This window comes from Methanolobus chelungpuianus (genome assembly GCF_024500045.1).
In the GTDB taxonomy this organism is placed as follows: domain Archaea; phylum Halobacteriota; class Methanosarcinia; order Methanosarcinales; family Methanosarcinaceae; genus Methanolobus; species Methanolobus chelungpuianus.
Genome location: NZ_JTEO01000004.1, coordinates 715,767 through 737,175 on the forward strand (window position 1 = coordinate 715,767; position 21,409 = coordinate 737,175).

At 49.6% G+C, this 21,409-nt stretch carries 23 protein-coding genes; 19 read left to right on the top strand and 4 right to left on the bottom strand.

The window, feature by feature from the left end; all coding sequences use genetic code 11:
* The first annotated feature begins 1 nt into the window (after nt 1).
* From ahbA to PV02_RS08260, 9 genes are read left to right on the top strand one after another with little or no spacing between them, the layout of a single operon-like run.
* Nucleotides 2-457, top strand: a complete 456-nt coding sequence (gene ahbA / locus PV02_RS08220) for a siroheme decarboxylase subunit alpha (protein WP_256622891.1) — start codon at nt 2-4, stop codon at nt 455-457.
* Nucleotides 458-486: 29 nt separating this feature from the next.
* Nucleotides 487-945, top strand: coding sequence for a siroheme decarboxylase subunit beta (gene ahbB / locus PV02_RS08225; protein WP_256622892.1), 459 nt, complete (start codon nt 487-489; stop codon nt 943-945).
* A 59-nt stretch (nt 946-1,004) separates the two neighbouring features.
* On the top strand, nt 1,005-1,679 hold the full coding sequence (locus tag PV02_RS08230) for a precorrin-2 dehydrogenase/sirohydrochlorin ferrochelatase family protein (RefSeq protein ID WP_256622893.1): 675 nt from the start codon (nt 1,005-1,007) through the stop codon (nt 1,677-1,679).
* A 57-nt stretch (nt 1,680-1,736) separates the two neighbouring features.
* Nucleotides 1,737-3,035, top strand: coding sequence for a glutamyl-tRNA reductase (hemA, locus tag PV02_RS08235; RefSeq protein WP_256622894.1), 1,299 nt, complete (start codon nt 1,737-1,739; stop codon nt 3,033-3,035).
* A complete protein-coding gene (gene hemB, locus PV02_RS08240; protein WP_256622895.1) occupies nt 3,014-3,988 on the top strand; it encodes a porphobilinogen synthase in 975 nt (324 codons plus the stop codon). Before hemA ends, hemB begins: the two co-directional genes overlap by 22 nt.
* A gap of 15 nt (nt 3,989-4,003) precedes the next feature.
* Entirely contained in the window at nt 4,004-5,269 is a 1,266-nt protein-coding gene (gene hemL, locus PV02_RS08245; RefSeq protein WP_256622896.1) for a glutamate-1-semialdehyde 2,1-aminomutase, read from the top strand.
* A gap of 13 nt (nt 5,270-5,282) precedes the next feature.
* Complete coding sequence (gene hemC / locus PV02_RS08250) at nt 5,283-6,203, top strand: hydroxymethylbilane synthase (RefSeq protein WP_256622897.1); 921 nt, start codon at nt 5,283-5,285, stop codon at nt 6,201-6,203.
* Nucleotides 6,204-6,231: 28 nt separating this feature from the next.
* Entirely contained in the window at nt 6,232-7,134 is a 903-nt protein-coding gene (locus PV02_RS08255) for a dihydroorotate dehydrogenase (protein WP_256623084.1), read from the top strand.
* A complete protein-coding gene (locus tag PV02_RS08260; protein ID WP_256622898.1) occupies nt 7,134-7,913 on the top strand; it encodes a dihydroorotate dehydrogenase electron transfer subunit in 780 nt (259 codons plus the stop codon). The genes PV02_RS08255 and PV02_RS08260 overlap by 1 nt, the downstream gene beginning before the upstream one ends.
* 64 nt (nt 7,914-7,977) lie before the next feature.
* On the opposite strand, the gene PV02_RS08265 is transcribed toward PV02_RS08260, so the two are convergent.
* Nucleotides 7,978-8,214 (bottom strand): FeoA family protein, encoded by a 237-nt coding sequence (locus tag PV02_RS08265; protein ID WP_256622899.1) that lies wholly within the window; start codon nt 8,212-8,214, stop codon nt 7,978-7,980.
* A 196-nt stretch (nt 8,215-8,410) separates the two neighbouring features.
* Between PV02_RS08265 and PV02_RS08270 the strand changes: the two genes are divergently transcribed.
* Entirely contained in the window at nt 8,411-9,634 is a 1,224-nt protein-coding gene (locus PV02_RS08270) for a peptidase U32 family protein (protein WP_256622900.1), read from the top strand.
* Nucleotides 9,635-9,849: 215 nt separating this feature from the next.
* Entirely contained in the window at nt 9,850-10,296 is a 447-nt protein-coding gene (locus tag PV02_RS08275) for a nucleoside deaminase (RefSeq protein WP_256622901.1), read from the top strand.
* A 7-nt stretch (nt 10,297-10,303) separates the two neighbouring features.
* Here the strand turns inward: PV02_RS08275 and PV02_RS08280 are convergent, their stop codons facing one another.
* Complete coding sequence (locus tag PV02_RS08280) at nt 10,304-11,785, bottom strand: response regulator (protein ID WP_256622902.1); 1,482 nt, start codon at nt 11,783-11,785, stop codon at nt 10,304-10,306.
* A 450-nt stretch (nt 11,786-12,235) separates the two neighbouring features.
* Here PV02_RS08280 and PV02_RS08285 point away from each other — a divergent pair, with 450 nt between their 5' ends.
* Nucleotides 12,236-13,324, top strand: a complete 1,089-nt coding sequence (locus tag PV02_RS08285) for a C39 family peptidase (RefSeq protein WP_256622903.1) — start codon at nt 12,236-12,238, stop codon at nt 13,322-13,324.
* Between the two features lie 136 nt (nt 13,325-13,460).
* On the top strand, nt 13,461-13,727 hold the full coding sequence (locus tag PV02_RS08290) for a SemiSWEET transporter (protein WP_256622904.1): 267 nt from the start codon (nt 13,461-13,463) through the stop codon (nt 13,725-13,727).
* Nucleotides 13,728-13,795: 68 nt separating this feature from the next.
* Here the strand turns inward: PV02_RS08290 and PV02_RS08295 are convergent, their stop codons facing one another.
* Nucleotides 13,796-14,026: a ferredoxin gene (locus tag PV02_RS08295; protein WP_256622905.1), complete on the bottom strand. Its 231-nt coding sequence runs from the start codon at nt 14,024-14,026 to the stop codon at nt 13,796-13,798.
* A 519-nt stretch (nt 14,027-14,545) separates the two neighbouring features.
* Here PV02_RS08295 and PV02_RS08300 point away from each other — a divergent pair.
* Together PV02_RS08300 and PV02_RS08305 are read left to right on the top strand one after the other, a co-directional pair.
* The gene (locus tag PV02_RS08300; RefSeq protein WP_256622906.1) at nt 14,546-14,755 is read left to right on the top strand and encodes a hypothetical protein; all 210 of its coding nucleotides are present in this window, start codon (nt 14,546-14,548) and stop codon (nt 14,753-14,755) included.
* A gap of 74 nt (nt 14,756-14,829) precedes the next feature.
* The gene (locus PV02_RS08305; protein WP_256622907.1) at nt 14,830-15,459 is read left to right on the top strand and encodes a cupredoxin domain-containing protein; all 630 of its coding nucleotides are present in this window, start codon (nt 14,830-14,832) and stop codon (nt 15,457-15,459) included.
* A 142-nt stretch (nt 15,460-15,601) separates the two neighbouring features.
* Here the strand turns inward: PV02_RS08305 and PV02_RS08310 are convergent, their stop codons facing one another.
* Nucleotides 15,602-16,786, bottom strand: a complete 1,185-nt coding sequence (locus PV02_RS08310; protein WP_256622908.1) for an FprA family A-type flavoprotein — start codon at nt 16,784-16,786, stop codon at nt 15,602-15,604.
* A 901-nt stretch (nt 16,787-17,687) separates the two neighbouring features.
* Between PV02_RS08310 and PV02_RS08315 the strand changes: the two genes are divergently transcribed.
* The 4 genes from PV02_RS08315 to PV02_RS13295 all read left to right on the top strand — a co-directional run bounded on the left by PV02_RS08315 (nt 17,688) and on the right by PV02_RS13295 (nt 21,402).
* A complete protein-coding gene (locus PV02_RS08315) occupies nt 17,688-18,512 on the top strand; it encodes a spore germination protein GerW family protein (protein WP_256622909.1) in 825 nt (274 codons plus the stop codon).
* Nucleotides 18,513-18,676: 164 nt separating this feature from the next.
* The gene (locus tag PV02_RS08320; protein ID WP_256622910.1) at nt 18,677-19,738 is read left to right on the top strand and encodes a hypothetical protein; all 1,062 of its coding nucleotides are present in this window, start codon (nt 18,677-18,679) and stop codon (nt 19,736-19,738) included.
* Between the two features lie 198 nt (nt 19,739-19,936).
* Entirely contained in the window at nt 19,937-20,365 is a 429-nt protein-coding gene (locus PV02_RS08325) for a hemerythrin domain-containing protein (RefSeq protein ID WP_256622911.1), read from the top strand.
* Between the two features lie 188 nt (nt 20,366-20,553).
* Entirely contained in the window at nt 20,554-21,402 is an 849-nt protein-coding gene (locus PV02_RS13295; RefSeq protein ID WP_256622912.1) for a helix-turn-helix transcriptional regulator, read from the top strand.
* The last annotated feature ends 7 nt before the right edge of the window (nt 21,403-21,409 follow it).

Below are 21,409 nucleotides of genomic sequence, written 5' to 3' on the forward strand. Positions count from 1 at the left end.
AATGATATACCTTGATGAAACGGACAAAAAGATACTCAACACCATACAACATGAGTTTCCACTTGACACTCATCCATTCCTTAAACTGGGGGAGGGGCTGGAGATCAGCGAAGAAGAGATCCTCACTCGTCTCAGGAGGCTGCAGGAGGAAGGAGCGGTCCGGAAAATAGGCCCGGTCATCAACCGTAACCGGGTGGGAGGCACCAGTACCCTTGTAGCGGTGAAGGTACCCGAGGAAATGATCGACAAGGTCGCAGATTACATCGATGAGTATGCAGAGGTATCCCATAACTACCTCCGTCCGGACATATACAATGTGTGGTTCACGCTGTCTGCATCCGATGAGGAGAGGATACAGGAGATCCTCCGGGAGCTCAGCCAGAAGACGGGTCTTGAGTTTGTCAACCTGCCTACGGTACGATTGTTCAAGATAGGCGTCAGGTTCAATATCAGATGAAAACAGGTCAAAGTTATCAGGTAAAAGATATGGATGCAACCGATGAAATGATACTGAAGGCCACCCAGGATGGCATACCGCTCACAGGATCACCTTTCAGGCATATCGCAGAAAAGCTGGGGCTCACTGAGGAAGAGGTAGTGGAAAGGATACGCCTGATGAAAGAAAAGGGGATAATAAGACGATTTGGCGCATCTATCGGACACAGGGACATAGGTATTGTGGCCAATGCCATGTGTGTCTGGAATGTCCCTGATGGAATGGTGGAGGATATAGGGAGGATAATGGCCTCCTTCCCCGAGGTAACCCACTGCTACGAAAGACCACGGCATCCAGGATGGGACTACAACCTCTTTACAATGGTCCATTCCTATACAAGGAACGATTGTGAAGAAGTGGCTGCAAGGATCTCGCAGTCCACCGGCATACAGGATTACAGACTCCTGTTCAGCGAGCGCGAGTTCAAGAAGACTGGTGTCCGCCTCTGAACTGTCGCAACGTTTAACTAAGTTCCGGTTCAAGGCAAATGAAATCCGGAGAGAACCGCATGGCACAAGAAAACTGCTTTCTTCCACTGCTGATAGATATGTCCGGCCGCAGGATAGTCATCTTCGGCGGCGGTTCCGTGGGCGAACGCAAAGCGCAACTGTTTTCCAGATATGCAGACGTAACGGTCATCAGCAGGGATTTCACTCCCTGCATCCGCCAGATGCACTCAGCAGGCGATCTTTCACTTGTGGAGGCTGATGCCGGAGGACTTAGTGCTGCCCGGCTGGACAAGTTCCTTGAAGATGCATTCCTTGTCATACCTGCAACCAGTGACAGGGCTGTCAATGAACGTATCACATCTGCTGCAAGGAGGAAGAACATACTCTCAAACCAGGTCGATGCTGTCGGGGATGTCACGGTTCCCTCGATCATAAAAAAGGGCGACCTTACCATCAGCATATCGACTTCCGGCTCAAGTCCTGCGTTTTCGAGATTTGTCCGGCAAAGGATCGAAGAGGTCATAACCCCTCAGTTCTCAGACATGATAAGGGTCCAGGAAAACCTCCGGACATACCTTAAAGAGAATGTGCCCGGGCAGAAGGACAGGAAGGAAATGCTCTGGCAGGTACTGGAAAGCAGCGAGGTATGGGAAGCTCTCCAGGTGTCCTACGAAAAAGGGTATAATGTAGCACTTGGTATTATAAGTGAAAAAATAAACGGGAAAGTCCGATAACATGTCTGGTCATAAAAAGTTTTCAGCATTGAGAAAGAACATGCGTGGTGAGTCCCAATGACTGAGATATCCAGCATGGTCATCACCCATTCCAGGGCAAGCGTGGAAGAGATGGAAGAGGTATGGGACGGGGACCTTGAGAATATCCTAAGGGACATATATTCCAATGAACTCGTTCATGAATGTGCAGTCCTTAAGACATGCAACCGGATTGAGATGTACGTTGTCTCCAATAAGGGCAGCAGCGTAATGTTCCAGTTTGCAAAGAAGCTGGGGCTTTCATCCAATATCATCGACTTCTACGACCACGAGGAATCCATTATGCATCTGCTGAGACTCTCTTCCGGCCTTGAGTCGATGATTATCGGCGAGGACCAGATACTTGGTCAGATAAAGGATCTCTACCAGGTTGCAAAGAACCTCGGCACTACGGGGAGGACTCTGGACACGGCATTCAGTAAAGCTATCCAGGTAGGTAAGAGGGTCAGGACGGAGACAGACATCAACAGGGGAGCCCTCTCGATCGCATCTGCTGCTGTCGACCTGGCAGAGGATACGGTAGGCGACCTCAAGAACAAGATGGTGCTTGTGATCGGTACCGGGGAAATGGGAACCCTTGTCACGAGGGCTCTCTCTCACAGGGAGATCGAGCTGATGTATATCGCTAACCGTACCTATGCCGCAGCAAAGAAGCTTGCTGACGATATGGGAGGTCACGCAGTGCACTTTGACCAGATAGAAGAGAACCTGAAGAAAGCCGACGTTGTCATCTGTGCCACCGGTGCGCCTCACTTTGTGCTCAGGCACGAGCAGGTGAAAAAGGCAATGGAATCCCGGGAGAAAGCACTCCTCCTTATCGATATTGCAAACCCCCGGGACATAGAGCCCAGCATCGGCACGATCCCGCTGGTCACACTATATAATATAGATAACCTGCGTGTCATCAATGAGAAGAATCTGGAGATGAGGATGGAGGAGGCCAAGAAGGCCCAGGCCATCATTGACGAGGAGTTCGGCCTTCTGATAAGGCAATACAAGCGCCAGAGAGCCGATCATATCATTTCGGGGATGTATGCCCAGTACTACCGGGTACGCAGCCAGGAAAAGGAACGTGCCCTGACAAAGCTTGGCGCATATCACACGATAGGGGATATAGAGCAGAAGATAATCGATGATATGACCAATTCCATTGTCAACAAGATACTCTCGGAGCCAACGAAGGCCCTGAGGGATGCAGCAGAATTATGTGATGACCAGATGCTGGATATGGCCTTCAGGCTGTTCAACGTAGATAGATGCAACGAGAAAAAGAGAATAAAAGGAGAGTTGCCGCCATGTTCCCGGAAATCAGAATGAGGAGATTAAGAAACGGAAGAATTAGAGATCTTGTGAGGGAAACCTCGCTCTCGGCAGATAACCTCATCTACCCCATGTTCGTGGATGAGACCATAAGCACGGTCCAGAGTACAGCATCAATGCCCGGCGTGGACAGGCTTCCCCTGGACAGGGTCGCCGATGATGCAAAGGAAGCTGCAGACCTGGGGATACCGGCCCTTATACTCTTTGGCATACCTGCACACAAGGATGCACAGGGAAGCTCTGCCTGGGGGGATGAGGATATAGTCCAGCAGGCTGTCCGCGAGATCAAAGAAGAGCTCGGCAGGGATATGCTGGTAATTACCGATGTCTGCCTCTGCGAGTATACGGACCATGGACACTGCGGCATGGTGGATATGGAAAAGGGGGAAGTGCTGAACGATCAGACCCTTCCCCTGCTTGGCAGGACCGCAGTGAGCCATGCAAAGGCCGGCGCAGACATGGTGGCACCTTCAGGAATGATGGACGGGATGATAGGGGCCATAAGGTCGGCACTTGACGAGAACGGTTTAAGGGATATTCCCATTATGTCCTATGCCGCAAAGTACTCTTCTGCATTCTACGGCCCCTTCAGGGATGTTGCAGAATCCGGCTGCTGTTTCGGTGACAGGTCTACCTACCAGATGGACCCTGCCAACTCCGATGAGGCTATGAGGGAAGTGGAACTGGATATCATGGAAGGCGCCGATATAATTATGGTCAAACCGGCACTCCCGTACCTTGACATCATATACCGTGTCAAGAATGAGTTCAAGATGCCCACCGCTGCATACAACGTCAGCGGGGAATATGCCATGATCAAGGCGGCCGCACAGAACGGCTGGCTGGACGAGAAGAAGGTGATGTACGAGTCCCTGCTTTCAATAAAGAGGGCAGGAGCCGATATGATACTGACCTATTTCGCAAAAGATATGGCGCGGATGCTTAAATGAGCAAATGGTGATCCAATGTCCTTAGACAAATCAAGAGAATTATACAAGAAAGCAAGGACCCTCCTTCCGGGAGGGGTCAGCAGTCCTGTCAGGGCCATCAAGCCCTATCCCTTCTATACCGAATCAGCCTCCGGCTCAAAGATCAAGGATATAGACGGGAACGAGTATATCGATTACTGCCTGGCATACGGTCCCAACATCCTGGGCCATGCACACCCCCGGCTAAAGGCGGCCATCATAGCCCAGCTTGAGAAGGGCTGGCTTTACGGTACGCCTACGGAGCTTGAGGTCCGCCTTGCAGAGAGAATAGCAGGCATATACCCGAGCATTGACATGCTTCGGTTCGTGTCCACAGGTACCGAGGCCACCATGAGCGCACTGCGTGCTGCCAGGGGGTTCACTGGCAGGAACAAGTTCATCAAAATAGAGGGCGGTTTCCATGGGGCCCACGATGCGGCCCTCGTGCAGGCAGGATCTGGCGCCACGACCCTCGGCAAACCGGACTCCCTTGGAGTTCCTGCTGATTTTACAAAGCATACGCTGCAAGTGCCATTCAATGATATCGAGGCACTGACCGACGTGATCGAGAGGAACAAGGAAGATGTGGCTGCACTTATAATGGAGCCTGTGCTCGGCAATATCGGACCAGTGCTTCCTGAGGGTGATTACCTCCGTGATGTGCGCGAGGTCACAGAGGAGAACGACGTTGTACTCATATTCGATGAGGTCATCACAGGTTTCAGGCTCGCCATGGGAGGCGCACAGGAATACTACGGTGTCACCCCGGATATGACCACCCTTGGCAAGATAATCGGTGGTGGTTTACCGATCGGTGTTTTCGGTGGGAAGAGGGAGATCATAGAGATGATAGCACCCTCCGGGGGCGTGTACCAGGCAGGCACCTTCAGCGGCTCCCCTGCCTCGGTTGCAACCGGACTGGCTGTACTGGACGTGCTTGAGGAGGAGGATGTACACAGGAGACTGAATGCCACCGGAGACATGTTCAGGGGCAGGCTCATGGAAATAGTAGCTGACCTTGGACTGGATTACAGCGTATGTGGCATATCATCGATGTTCAAGATCTTCTTCGGTGACAGGCCGCTGAACTACAGTGAAGTGCTCAGGTGCGACAAGGAAGGATACCTTGGATTCTTCTTCAGGATGCTGGACAGCGGCGTATTCCTGCCGCCCTCGCAGTTCGAGACAAATTTCCTGTCCACCGCCCATAGCGAAGAGGATATCGAGAGAACCCTTGCAGCATATGAGGCAAACTTAAAATGAACCGGAGAAATACATGATAATAGGAACCCGCGGAAGTGACCTCGCCCTCGCACAGGCAACGACCATCGAGCGCATGCTGGCTGAGAGAGGCGTCAAAACCAGCAGGAAAATAATAAAGACCACAGGCGACACCTTCACGGATCGTCCATTACACGAGGTTGCAGGCGTGGGCGCCTTTGTCAGGGAGCTTGATGACAGGATGCTGGAAGGGGATGTGGACATCGCGGTGCATTCCATGAAGGATATGCCCACGGTCAGGCCGGAAAGGCTTTCAACATCAGCAGTCATCAAACGGGATTCGCCCTGCGATGTGCTCCTTACCATAGACGGCTCGAAACTGGAAGAGCTTCCCGAGAATGCCATCATAGGGACCACCTCCATGCGCAGGCGCGCACAGCTACTTCGCTACCGCCCCGACCTTGAGGTGCACGACCTGCGGGGCAATATCAACACCAGGATAAGAAAGCTGGAGGAAGGACAGTATGATGGTATCCTCCTGGCTGAAGCGGGCCTGCAGCGTATGAACTGGGACCTGGACGTGCAACGTCTTGACCCCAAGCATTTCTGTCCCTCGGCCAACCAGGGCACCATTGCTGTAGTGACGCTCGCCGGAAGCGAGGCAGAGAAGGTGACCTCAGCACTGGATGACCGAAGGACCAGAATAGAGACTGCAGTGGAGCGCATAGTAGTGACCCCTGTGGAGGGCGGATGTACCGCACCTGTAGGCTCCTTTACCCACTTCATCAATGACAGTGAATTACATGTGCTGGCAGAAGTGCTCTCTCTTGACGGTACAGAGCAGGTGCGTATCGATGAGGTGATTCCCGCGGAGAACTACGAAGAACATGCCCGGAAACTCGGCATGGAACTGGTGGAACTGGGCGGGAAAGAGCTTGTGCAGAGGGCAGTCTGCCAGCTCGGCAAGAGAGTCTGAGCAAATACAGGAACTAATACTCGATAACATGATAGAGATCACAGGACTTAAGCTCAGGAACCCTGCCATACTGGCGGCGGGTATCATGGGCACTACGGGTGTGTCCCTTGCACGTATTGCCTGGGAGGGCGCCGGCGCGGTGGTCACGAAATCCATCGGACCGGAGCCTAAGGCGGGCCACAGTAACCCAAGTATGATAAATCTTGGATATGGATTCCTGAACGCCATGGGACTCCCGAATCCCTCATACCCGGATTTCTCAGGGGAGCTGGAGATAGCAAAAAGGGAATCGGAGGTCCCGGTAATTGCCAGCATCTTCGGCGGGAACGCACATGAGTTCGCTGTTGTCGCTGACGGCCTTATTGATGCGGGACCCGATGCCTTCGAGCTTAATGTCAGCTGCCCCCATGCACAGGGCTATGGCGCCTCCATTGGCTGTGATGCATGCGCCGTGGAGGAGATAGCAGCTGCTGTGTGCGACGTTACGGAACTGCCGGTATGGGTCAAGCTCACACCCAATGTAACGGACATCGTATCCATAGGCAAGGCCGCCCAGAGAGGAGGCGCTGATGCCATAGTAGCCATCAACACCGTGCGCGGGATGGCCATCGATATACACAGCGGGTATCCGGTACTGGGTAACAGGTTCGGCGGCCTGTCCGGAAAAGCAGTTAAGCCGGTTGCCATCAAGTGCGTGTACGACCTCTACGCTGCCCTCGACATACCTGTTATAGGTGTTGGCGGCATATCCTCATGGGAGGATGCCGTGGAAATGATGATGGCAGGTGCCTCTGCCGTACAGATAGGCTCTGCGGTCTACGACGGACCCGAGGTGTTCCGGAATGTTGCCGATGGTATTGAGGATTTCATATCCTCCGGCGGATACAAGGACATCGGGGATATTGTCGGGCTTGCCCACAGGAGGACATAATGTACCCGATAGATGTAACAATAACGAGGATCGTACAGGAATCTCCCTCCAACAGGACCTTCTTCTTTGACAGGAGCTTCGATGAGGCTCTTCCGGGCCAGTTCGTCATGGTGTGGATCAGGGGCGTTGATGAGATCCCCATGACCCTCTCCTACAAGAATGCCATCACGGTCCAGAAGGTTGGGGATGCGACAGCTAAACTCTTTGAGATGAAGGAAGGGGACCATCTGGGCATACGCGGACCCTTTGGCAGGGGTTTCACATTGCCTTCCCGGGATGACAATATACTCATTGTGGCCGGCGGCGTTGGAACTGCGGCAGTTGCCATGCTTGCGGAACATGCCATGTCCCAGGGCACATGCATTACCACCATCATGGGTGCAAGGAATGCGGATGAACTGCTCTTCACTGACAGGCTCACAGCCTGCAAGGAACTCCACATGACGACGGATGACGGTTCAGCTCATCGCTGCGGCTTTGTCACCGACGTGCTGTGTGAGATAGATGCCTCCCAATATGACCGGATATACACGTGCGGGCCTGAGATGATGATGAAGCGCGTGTTCGATATCCTCCAGGAGCAGGACGCCCTTGCCAGAACCGAGTTCAGTCTGCACAGGTATTTCAAGTGCGGCATAGGGGTGTGCGGTGCTTGCTGCATGGATAATGACGGGCTGAGGGTATGCAGGGACGGTCCGGTGTTCAGTGGCATGCAGCTTATCGGCTCAGAGTTCGGGAAATACATGAGAGGAGCGAGCGGGAACAGGAAAAAGGTCTAAACGGCAAAGGATCTCCTCCTCACCATCCTGGTCCGATATCAAAGCCTGAATTAAAAAAGATGAATCACTGGGTGCATTCCTGCACCATTATCTTTGAGGCCATGCCTTTGCCAAGCGCATAGTTGCAGCCGTTAAGATCCACAATAAGGGCACCCATATTATCTTTCTTGACCCTGAGGAATGAATTCTCTATAAAGCCCATGGATTTCAGGCGGTTCACAAGGGAACGACCTGCATTGATCGATATGATCTTACTGACCTTGCCTTCGGGCATCATTGCCAGCGGCATGATTGGAGCCATATTCTACCTCTCTTAGTCCTTGATGTCTGTTTGTCAGGTTGGCATGTCTTAATAGGCATACCTAATATTAATCGACACTGCGATATAGTGTTTAATGGTATATATAAGTTGTCGGCAGCTAAGAAAACTTGACAAGATGACAAATCCACTTGAGCAGATGACAAACGATATAAGCCATGCCCCCGCTTAAGCAAACATGCCTGAGGCCAATGAAAAAGTAAGCACCCCGGAACTGGTAATGGGAGTCCGTAACCCGGCATCCCTTGGAGCCTGCAAGGAAGATGCCGATGCAGTCTATTTTTCCCTGGACCGGCTCAGCCTCAGGTCAAGAGCAAAGGAGATCACAACAGAGAATCTGGCAGACTTTGTGGGACAGATACATGAGTGTGGCCTGAAGGGCTACCTTGCGGTCAATTCCGTCATTTATCCCCGGGACCTGCAGGAGCTTAACAAGGTGATGGAAGCTGCGGCATCTGCATGTGTCGATGCTGTCATAGCCTGGGACCCCGCTGCCATTATGCAGGCGGTGCAGAACGACCTGGATCTGCACATCTCCACACAGGCTAATGTGTCAAGCCATCAGAGCGCAGAGTTCTACAGATCCCTAGGAGCAAGCAGGGTCGTGCTTGCAAGAGAGTTGAGCCTGGAGCAGATAAAGGAGATCAGGGCCAATACGGACATGGAACTGGAGGTCTTCGTCCACGGGGCCATGTGCCAGTCAATATCCGGCAGATGCTACCTGTCGGCACACCTGCTGGGCAGATCCGGGAACTGCGGGGAGTGCAGTCAGCCATGTAGATGGGAATGGTCACTGTATTCCGACAGGAATGAGAAGGTGAGCCTTGAAGGAAAGTACCTTCTCAGTGCAAAGGACCTCTGCATGATAGAACATATACCTGAACTGATCGAAGCCGGTGTCGATGCCTTCAAGGTGGAGGGACGGCTGCGTGATCCCGGATATACCTCCGCGGTCTCAAAGTGCTACAGGAAAGCCATTGACGCTTACATCGACGGTACTTATACCCCCGAGGCTGCCGGTCTGCTGAAAGGGGAGATGGGACTGCAGTATAATCGCGGTTTTTCAACAGGTTTCTATTTTGGCGATCCCGGCTCAGAGGGATTGGCCCTGGACCAGGCCATGAATGCCTCTCCTGTAAAAAAGCAGGCTGTAGGTATAGTGACAAACTTTTTCCCGAAGAAGAATGCCGCGTCTGTTAGGCTCCTGGAGGGAGGACTGGACCTGGGGGATGCGATCGTTATTGAAGGCAGTACTACCTATATTGAACAGAAGGTATCATCTCTGACAGTTGAAGGGGAAGACGTCCTCTCTGCAGAAAAAGGCCAGGAAGCAGGGCTTGCGGTAGCGGGCAAAGTACGGAGGAATGACCGCGTGTTCAGGATATCCAGTAAATCTTCTTAACCTCATCCGGTCAGCAGCAGTCACAGGGGTCAGCCGCATCAGCGATAGTATGGGCGTTGAGACAAGGAAGGATATAGCATCATGAGAGGGCCTGCCTGTATTTTTCGACAGGTCGCTGGCCATCAGGAAGTTGCGAACAGGTCTAACTTGAGAGATATATAATATAAGAGTTCACTATATGATATAGTGACCACTATGTGGTAACAATCCATATCATGGAGGAAAGAGCAGTGGATAAGTTCATGCAATCTGCTATTGAAGAAGCAAGGAAAGGACTTGCAGAGGGAGGTATTCCCATCGGTTCGGTGCTTGTGAAGGATGGAGAGATCGTTGGCAGGGGTCACAACATGAGAGTGCAGGAGGGCGACCCCATGGCACATGCAGAGATATCCTGCCTGAAGAATGCGGGGAGGATTGGCAGTTACAAGGATACTGTCCTTTATTCCACATTGATGCCCTGCTATCTTTGTGCAGGCGCAGCCGTGCAGTTTGGTATCAGGAAGGTGATAGTGGGAGAATCAGAGAATTTCCACGGTGCTCCGGAGTTCATGAGGGAGCATGGCATAGAAGTTCTGGACCTGGGCCTTGAAGAGTGCAAGGAGATGATGGGCAGATTCATCAGGGACAGGCCTGAGCTGTGGTATGAGGACATCGGTAAGTAAAATCTCATTAGGCTTTTTTGAAGGTTGCCCAGAATATGCTGCCTACACCGGCAGGACCATCCTCTACACCCACCCTGCCCCCGTGAAGGTCAACAACTCTCTTGGCTATTGCAAGACCAAGACCGGTACCTTTGACACTTTTTCTTTTTTGCGTGAGCCGTTTAAAGCGGTCAAACACAAGCTCTTTATCAGTAGTGGATATGCCGTCGCCGAAGTCCCGGACATTCACTTTCCACTCCGTGCCTATATCCCCAACTTCGATAACAATGCTGCTATTGGCAGGTCCGTATTTGATGGCATTGGAGATGTAATTGGTGAAAACCCCTTCCGCCAGGGGATTCACCCTTGCCGGGTAGTGATCATTGATCCTTATATCCATCGTTATGTTCCTTTCAGCCAGCAGGGTCGCGAAACTGTCTGCAGCATCCCTGATTATGGGTCCAAGATCAAGGACCCTGAACTCAAGGTTGTCGGTATCCTCGAGCCTTGCAAAGTGGGCCGTAGACTCGATCATATTAATGAGCCGTGAAATATTATCATCTATGATCCTGAGCTTGCGGACCTTGTCACTATTGTCCTCGGCCTGTAAAAGCATGCCGGCAAACCCTTTAGCAATCCCTGCAGGATTCATGAGGTCATGCGCCATTATGTCGATGAAGAGGTCTTTCAGGTCGTTAGAGTATTTAAGGTTATGAGCATACTGCTTCAATTGCTTTTCAGCTTCCTTCCTAAGTGTGATGTCCTCTCCCGAACTGAGAACACCCAGAGAGTTACCATCCTTGTCCAGAATAGGCTTGCTACACCATGAAACGATTCTTTCTTCCCCGTTTTCAGTTATCAGGGGGCCTTCATAATATAATTCTGCCCCGCTCTCAAGATCCATTGCTTTGAGATGGTGTTGCCTGGCCTCATGTCCTGAGGACTGCGGTACAAAGGTATCAAACCAGCTGAGCTCCATAATATCCGACTCCTCGCAGCCGAGTATGTCCATAGCCCTCCTGTTGACAAGAGTTACCCGCTGATCCCGGTCGAGTGCGAGCATCATAACCCCGGCAATATCCAGGTAGTTCTGTGCCTGGTCCCTTTCATAGATCACTTTGTCGTGCAATGACTTGATCCTCAGCAGGGACGTCACCCTCATCCTCAGTTCCAGCCTGTCCACCGGCTTGGTGAGAAAATCGTCTGCATGGCATTCAACACCTTTAAGGCGGTCCTCTCTTGAAGAAAGCGCGGTCACCAGGACTACCGGGATGAAGTGGGTTTCAGAGGACTTCTTGATCTGCTCACATACCTTGTACCCGTCAAGCCCAGGCATCATCACATCCAGCAGAACAAGGTCCGGTCTTTCCTCCACAACCAGCCGCAGGGCCTCAGAACCGCAGTATGCGGGAATAATGTCATACTCCGCAGTAAGATAAGCCTGGAGCAGTTCTACATTCATCGGCTCATCATCCACTATAAGTATCCGGGGTCTGGGAGATGGGGACATATGCTGTTTTTTTAAGGTGCCTTCCGTTCTAAAGAACACTCTGTCTTGGGAAATCAAACTGTATGGAACTTAATAGTTATTATAGATATCTCAAAAAATAAAGCCAATTATTAAATTAAGATGGAATATATAAAAATTGATGACGCAAGTCTTTCAACAGGAGAACGGCAGGAAGGCTATGATGGCCGGGAGATGCAAGCTCACTCATCATTATCACAATAAGCATATCGCAAAGAGGAGGCACTTTTATATATTTAGGGGAGAATGCATTGATTGGCCGTAGTGCAAGAGTGATACTGTACCTCTGTCATCGGACAGAAGCCTTCTGAAGGCACGGCAAGAATATCTAGCGGAGTATGAGCGGACCGGGGGGTCCATGTCATTATTCGAAGAAACAGTGTGTCATTAGTAGCGAAAGCTGTCTTTATCCTGTTGCTGGTGTCGTTCAATATGGCATCAACAGACTATGCCGGCGTACCTGCCACATATACGAGTGACAACAGTACAGGGACGCATAGGATCATCCTGCCTGTGCCTTACCATAACCAGGGGGATACAAGCTGGTGCCTCTACTATTGCCTTGCAATGATGGCAGATTATAACAACAGGCATATAGAGCCGTGGATGATAGCGTCGCATTTCAGCTCCGGTAACAACGAAACTTTTTCAGGCCAATACAACCCTTTCGACCATTCGCTTGAGGATCACATGGAAGAGAACTATTCTCTCGTTATCAGAAAAAGGGTATGGGGTAACAGTCTAAAACAAGTGGATGCCGAAAGTCTTAACTCTGTGATAAAGAGTAACATTGACCGGGGTCAGCCTGTCCTCATGGCCTTCCAGTACAATACCCCGGAAGGCACAAAGGCGGGACATGCAATTCTTGCAGTGGGTTATGATGATAGTTCCATCTACATCAGCGACCCCAGCGGAGCCCTTACCGTGGATGTCTTTGGAAAGGGTGGGAAATACATTGCCGTACCCATAAGCTGGGAAGAGTTCAATGAACAGCTGGCGGGAAATGTAAGACCCTCCAACATGGCGTTCACCATAGAGGTACTTGACAGCGCGCCAGCCAGTACACCTGCCGGGTCGGTGTATCTGGCAGATTACAGTGATCACGGATATAGCTACCTTAGTTTTGTGAACAGGACGGACAGCATGGATATCGGCCTGCTGCGTCTTGACGGCAGCAGGAGAGGATACTATATTGCCCGTGCATCGGATGTATCCAGCTACCGGGAGCCCACTTTGAACGACAGCATGTGTGTCTTCTTTACTGTAGCTAACCCGTTTCCGGAAGAAAAGACTTATGTTGTTGTGAACGAGCTGATCCGGAAGGATACAGGGGACAGCATGAAAAACTTCCGTTGCCTTATGGAAATGGAGGCCCCTGCATATGGCATGGCTTCAAAGGGAGTGAACTATTCTAACCAGCTCGGCGCTGTCAGCCCGGGAGCTTATTCCGTTGTGGTGACCCTTCTTGACAGTGAGATGCAGGAGATTGCCTCAACATCCGTCGATATTAACATTTCCTGAAAGAAGTTTCAATTTTAGAGGAGTCAAGCCGGGTGAGACGGACTGCACTGCATGCATGTGGAGTCCACCCATAACCTTTAATCTTCAAAGCCGATATACAGCCGGAAAGCAACAGAATCGCGCCGAAATGGATATTATGATAGGTTACATCGCAGGTACACTCACTACCATAGCTTTTGCTCCTCAGCTCATCAAAGCCCTTAAGACAAAATCCACAAAGGACATATCCTTAATGATGCTGTTATGCTCCACAACAGGCATGACCTTCTGGCTGGTCCACGGACTCGTCATCAATGATTACGCGCTGATAATCGCAAACAGCATTTCAGTTATACTGGCATCTGCTTTGCTCTTCTATAAGATCAAAAAGGACTACTTCAGAAAGCAAACAGATATAATCTGACAATTAAGCAATAAAAGAAATAAATTCCGGGTAACTCCCGGCTGAAATGTGGCATGGCGGAGGGAATATTAACCGTCATCCCCGATCGCATCTACCGGACAGCTTGCCATAGCTTCATCACTGGCAGCTTTCTCCTCATCATTTTCCGGTTGCTTGTGAACATATGCATGTGTTCCGTCATCGGTCATTTTGAAATTTGAAGGCGATGTATCAACACACACTTCGCACGCAATACATTCTTCATCCACATAATACGGACCCGGGATATTTTCGGGCACTTTAATATTCTTATCAGCCATTGTTCCACTCCCTAACTAATAATGTCGTGAAATAGTACCACCCCTAAGGAATAAGTCCTTTTCGATAACAATGTTTTCTCGGAAATGTGCAATGTAGAAGGAAGTATCTTGTAATCAGATATGTCCGGGGCTGGTAGGGTAAAATCGGGAAAGTTGTGCGAATATATTTCTCCTTTTTGTCATAATTATCCGAAATAATAATACCAAAATATGCAACTTATGAATAAAAAGACTTATAACTTACAATTACCATACACCTATGGTAAGGGGGTATTAATGCGAAGAGCATTAAACGATGTGCAACACTGATAGGTATATTTCCCATCGGGTGCACGGCTAGGGGGGCAACGATGTAAATGAAGATTACATGTGGGAGTAGAGGCAAACAAGCAGTCATGTGAGATATCTTTACACATCTGATTGCTCACAAATACTACTTTCACTGAAACAGAAAGCCTATTCAGCTCATCTGCAACATGAGATCAGATGACATTACACATAACAAACGGGGGTTAATTTATGCGAAGAAGTATAGTAATATCACTTGCCATCCTTTTGGCTGTGTTTTTCGCGATAGGCTGCACAGATACAGGGAGTGAAGAGAGGACAGACGATAAAGGGAGCGAAGGGGAAGTAAACGATACAGAGGTTGTGCCTGTCATAGAAGACGAGGAATCAATTGATGCTCAGGCAGTCAATCAGGACGGTACAGCCAGTGAAGAAGGATAATCTATATCGAATAATCTTTTTTCATCGGAAATCAGGATAATAAGATCTCATATTAAATAAATGGGGGTTAATTTATGCGAAAAGGAATAGTAATATCACTTGCTGTGCTACTGGTTGTGTTTTTCGCGATCGGTTGTACAGATACAGGAACTGAAGATGAGACAAATGACACGGTCGTTGTACCTCCTACTGACAACGAAACAACGGATCAGCAGGAGGAGCCTGTAACGGATGATCAGGCCCAGGAGGATCAGGACGTAGTCGATACCACTGAAGTGACTGTTAACGAGGACGGTTTCAGTCCGGAAACTATCAGAGTCATGACAGGAGATACCGTGACCTGGACAAATACAGGCCAGGAAAATGCTACAGTTACATCTGATGATGACTTCTTCGACTCAGGCATACTCGGCCCGGGAGAGACATTCAGCTACACGTTCGATGTAGCCGGAACCTTTGACTACGGTTCGGAGGAAGACTTCCTGACTTCAGGCACCGTGATCGTGGAGCCTGGAGAGGAGGAGAATGCAGGCACAATGAACGATAATCAGACCGTCACCACTGTTCCGGCAGGCAATGGAACCAATGTGACTGCTGAGGACAGGGGTTTTAATACTACCGGTGAGGGAGATATCGTAGTAGAGAGCGATCAGCCAACTACTACCACCATCACGCCGGATGAGGAAGAGAACGATACTCTCTGAATCTGAAAAGATGGTAATATAGGAGGAGGTGTGATGTATCCTCCTACTATTCTATTTGCTTTTTCCCGATCCTGCTTTAAGCGGATACAATCCATAAAAAGAGTTGTTTTTATATTTCTTTCTGTTTTTCTGTTTTTCAATCTCACCCGGAGGACCTTATTTTAGCTGCAAGTTCCTTCCCCAGACTGGCAATGTTGGCAAAGTCCTCATCCGAGGCAGGGCCGTTTATTTCTATCGCGCCCACCACCTCTATCTTTGTTGGCTTGAGCATTTCCGATAGCTGCCTGACAGCACCTCCTCCCCAGCCGTAGGAACTGAGCGCTGCCCCATACCGGAGAGGCGGCTTGAGGATCTTAACAAGATGAGTGGCATAGACTGCAAGCGGATGCATCTCCCCAAGGACCGTGGGAGTTCCAAGCACGATAGCCCTGGAATCCACAAGCTCCCTGGCGATATCACCTATGTCGGAGTTGAGGAGGTTGAAATAGCTTATCTGTATCCCTTCGGACATCAGTGTTTCAGCCATGGCCTTGATCATCTTTTCAGTGGCACCCCACATGCTGGCATACACCAGTATGGCTTTCTCCTGGGTCTCCCCTGCAGTCCATATGCGATACATATCCAGTATCCTTTCAGGATTCCTGTATATAGGGCCATGGCTCGGGGCAATCATGCAGATATCCAGGCCGCTTATCCTCTCAAGGGCCTGCGCCCCCTTTCCTTTGAAGGGCATCATGATCTCACCGAAGTATCTTTTAGCTACCGGTATCAGGTTTTCGACTTCATCATCATAAAAACCGGCTGCTGTGTGCGCACCAAAGTAGTCGCATGGGAACAGGACCTTATTCTCCTCCACGTAGGTGAACATGGTCTCGGGCCAGTGCAGCCAGGGAGCTTCTATGAAATGCAGTGTCCTGCCACCAAGCTCCAGCGTATCGCCATCTTTTACAATCACCAGCCGCTGCTCGGGTATCTTGTAGAACACCTGTGCCATTCTGGCCCCTTTTCGGGTTGTTACGAGTTTTGCTTCGCTGGAAACATCCATCACGGCCTTAATGGCATTGGCGTGATCCGGCTCTGCATGGTTCATTATTACATAGTCCAGTACTTCCGCATCAGTGAGGCTGCGTAGCTTATCCAGGAGCTCGCCCTCGAATCCCGGGTTCACGCTGTCTATAAGCGCAGTTCCCCTGCTTCCTTTTATAAGGTAGGCATTGTAGCTGGTGCCATCAGGCAGCGGTATTAAAGCGTCGAACATGCGCCGGTTCCAGTCTTTTGAACCGACCCAGAAGATACTATCGGATATTTCCGGTGTATAACGTTCCATAATATTCGCTCCATTACTGCAAAACAGAACCAGGTTGTAGTAAGTGGCATTTTACAACTCTATATGGCTCCCTGTTCCGTCCCACATGTACATATTGGGAACAGGATACTTAAGTGATTTGTCAGAAGCATAAGGGCTGACAGATATTATCTGAATTGCAGCATAATATTGCACTCTTTTGAGCTTATGTCCCGTATAGAAGTAAGCAAAAATTAAAAGAGCTCATTAAATTAAGCAAAGGTATAATTAAATAAGATGGTTTGATAGTATTTCATATAGATCATGGCGCGGGGGAGCTTGATCTATATTATACCACAAACCATTATCTGCGGATGATGGATATGAACGGGCAACTCCGGATACATAGGATGTTGCTCCTGTGTTACTGAAACAAATAAGAAAGAGGGGATTAACTATGTGTTTTTGGGTTAGGTTCTGGGAAGACGAAAACAATAAGGTGCTGAGAGAAGTACCTGTGCACGCAGAAACAACAACAGAAGCTAAGGATATATTCCAGCATGATTTTCCTGGCGTAAGCCATTTCGAGCTAAGAATGCCTTAGAAAAAGACGGAGAACAATTGTGGTCCCCCTTTTATTTTATACTTCCTGTTGTATTGACTTCCTGTCGATTAACTGATTGGATAAGCCTGTGTAATGGTTTTGTCTTTACATTTCCCTTTGTATCCTAACGATCTCAAAAAAATGTTTCCTTCTTTTTTCATGCACTTCCGAACTTCCGCATTCATGTGGCACTCATGCGATCTATACTTCCTCCGGCAAATGTCCTTTTCTTGCAGGAGATACATTCATAATGAAATTATACAATTCAGATTCACTTTTAAACTAGAAGCCACATATATCACATATACACAAAAAGTGTAACGCAAAGGGGAGTATGAGATGGGATTAGAAGACCTCATGAGAGAGATCACCAAAGAGACTGAAAGTATCGTAGACACGAAAACACTTATAGGTGACCCAGTTACCTCCGCCGGGAAAACCGTGATGCCTATTATCAGAGTTTCTGCCGGTTTCGGAAGTGCCGGAGGGGAGCGTGACGGGCAGGCAGGCCAGATGGGATTCGCAGCCGGAGGCTACGCGGGAGTGAATATGGAGCCTATTGGCTTTGTTGTCATATCCAAGGACGATGTCCGCCTGCTGACAGTATCCGGAAGGCACACCTTCAGCCGGATAGTTGACATGGTGCCTGAAGTCGTGAGCAGGGTAAAGGAAGGCACCGAGGTGTCCGAAAGAGCGCCCGGGGGCGAAAGAACAGGCAGGAGCGAACGGTCCGAAGGAAGAAGAGAGGGCTTTGATGAAAGCCATCGGGAGTTCAGCAGCAGGTCCATGCCTGAAGGCGGAGCAGGCGGTGGCAGCCAGGCCATAGCAGGAAGAGCAGGGGCTGAAGTCCATCGTGATGAGGGCTCCACTGGCGAGAGAACATTTCCTGATGAGAGCCATAAGGAATTCAGCAGTCGGTCCATGCCTGAGGGTGGAGCCGGGGGAGGAAGCCAGGCCATTGCAGGAAGAGCAGGAGTAGAGAGCCGCTCAAGGGAAGGGGGTACGCAGGAAGGATCATTCCCTGATGAAAGCCACCGGGAGTTCAGCAGCAGATCCATGCCTGAAGGCGGAGCAGGCGGTGGCAGCCAGGCCACGGCTGGCAGGGCCGGAGCCGAGAGCAGCCGCTCCAGAAGAAGAGGTTCTTCCCGGGAAGAAGAATGCTGATCATGTGAATAACACTTGTTGCTGTGGCCAGTTCTGTTACTGGCCCACACAAACATCAGCATCTTTCAAGCAGATATCATGCAATATGCAGAGAATACTTCATACAACTTTGATAAGCTGAGTCGCTTCACTTAAGCGCACGCATCGAGAGAAGGAAGCATAAATTGACTGACAGTTTTGACATGCTTGTATTCTGGGCCGTGGTTATGGCCCGTTTCTTTTTACCGCTTGTTATTCCTCGGTACCCTCTTCCCGGTGTAGTGGCAGCCCTGATCCTGGACGGTGTTGACCAGACTATATTCCAGTTATTCACAAGCTTACCTCTGGAAGGTTACCAGAGTTATGACAAGGCCCTTGACATATACTATCTGACCATCACATATCTTTCAACGATGCGCAACTGGACCAACAGCTATGCTTTCAGAGTGGGCCGCTTTCTTTTCTACTACCGCCTTGTGGGAGTGGTAGCCTTCGAATTAACACAGGTGCGGGCATTGCTGCTTGTTTTCCCCAACACTTTTGAGTATTTCTTCATCTTTTACGAAGCCGTGCGCCTTAAGTGGGACCCGGCGTCCCTGACGCGGAGGCAGGTAATTGTTGTCACAGCCCTCATATGGATAGTCATCAAGCTGCCCCAGGAATACTGGATACATGTAGCTCAGCTGGACACTACGGACCTGATAAGAGCATACCCGCCAGCAGCACTCGTGCTTGCTGCCTGGGCGGCGATCCTGGTTATGATTTCACTCCATATGATCAGATCTTTCCCTCCTGCAAAGGAAGGACTTGCCATAGCTGCAGAGTCCATTCCTGCGGACACCTCTCTGAAAGAACACAGGGCCCGGCAGGAAAGCTTCTTTAACAGCGCCCTGAAGGAGAAGATAGTGTTTGTATCCCTCCTGGGCACAATTTTTGCAAATATGCTGCCCGGCGTAAGGGCCACCAGTCTCCAGATAGCCATAGCCACAGCATTCATAATCATTGTAAATACCGCACTGAGCCAGTGGCTTGCCCGGCGTGGGACGCACTGGAAGTCCATCATAAGGGAATTCATATTCATGGCATTTGCCAATCTCCTGACAGTACTGTTCTACATCTTCCTTCTGCGCAGCTATGAAGGTGCAATCAATCTTACAAACACGCTGTTCTTTATATTGCTGCTGACACTGAATGTGACACTCTATGACCGGTATCGGCAGGTGTACCGAGAGAGGCATCTGGTGTAACTCTTGCAGCTTTGAGATAATATAGTTATCAAGAGGAATGAATAGGGATAAATAGCAGTGTACTTAAACCTGTTAAAGGGAAGTGGACGGGTTCACAGGCGGGCGGACAGCCATCACTGGATGTGCAGTCATATCATTCGGTAACCTAGGCCTTAACCTGTGCAGCTCCTGCTATCCGTATTTCGAAGGGGGTATTTGATGGAAAAGATATATGATATACTGAAGCAAGAACATGAGAGGGTCATGCAATTGTTCGATGAAGCGATAAGCAGCAATTCAAAGGATGTTTTCATGCAGCTCAAGTCGGAACTGGATATCCACATGACAGGGGAGGAAAAACTGTATTATCCTCAGCTTGAGAACAAGAAAGAGGCCACCGAAGTGACTCTTGAGGGTTATGAAGAGCACCATGTTGCTAAAATGTTGCTCTCCGAGCTCGAGAAGACTCCTGCGGATGATAAAAGATGGCTTGCCAAGATGAAGGTCCTGAAAGAGACAGTCGAGCACCATGTAAAGGAAGAAGAATCGGAGATATTCGAGAAATCCCGAAGCGTGCTGAGCGACTCACAGGCAGAGGAGATCGCAAGCAAGTATATGGATTTCAAGCAGCAGGAACAAAAAAGTTGAAGCTGCAACGATGTTTTAAAGCAGGCAGATCTTGCTTGCTTTTTCTAATTTTGATACCGCCGTTCACATAAGAAAGCGAGTTATGCAGGGCTCTGCTCCGGGCCTGTTTTCATAGTTTATGTAAGAAGCATGAATTATATATCTGTTTTTAACTTTATGAAATATCCTAAATTATTTTAAATAGGCCTGTGACATATATCCACTGGGATTTCCAGGAAAATGCCTGGATCAACATGCCGGAAAATGTGATACTAATGATGGAGCTCTTGGATATTGTGTTCATGTCAGAGAAGAGAAAAGGAGTTCTTCTTTCCCTGTATACCGGCTCCAAGGAGATGCAGGCTCTTCTCAAGTCACTCCGGACAACCAGGCAGGCACTCCTTCCGCAAATCAGGATACTTGAGAACAGTTGTCTCGTATCCCACAATAAGGACACATACGAGCTGACAGCTATCGGCAGGCTGATCGCTGACAGGATGATACCTCTGTTAGGCACTATTAAAGTACTGGATGTTGATATCGATTACTGGGGCAGGCATAATATCGACTTTATCCCTCCCTATCTGATGAAACGACTGCAGGAACTTGGGGAATGTAGTGTGGTTGTGCCTTCACTGCAGGAAATGCATGAGTTTAACAGGGATGTGCACAACAGATCGCTGGAATCGGGATCCTTTTTTGAAGTGTCCTCCTCCTTCAAGTCAGACTTCCGGATGCTGTTCTCAGATCTGGCCCAAAGGGGAGTCAGGATGTCATTTATTATCTCTTCCGAGCTGATGGACTATCTTAAAAAAGAACGTTATGAAGACTTTAAGCAATATCTGGGGACAGATGGAACTGAGTTTTACCTGTACCCCAAAAGGATGCCTTTCATAACTTTTGTTCAGAACGATTTCTGCCTCCTGCTCGAGATGCTGACAAAGGAGGGGACCTGTGATAATACACAACTTGTCTGCTGTGACCCGGGTGCTCTTAACTGGGGGAGGGAGTTGTTCGAGCATTTCAGGCATAACTCCACACTCATAAGCGGGATATGATCCCAGA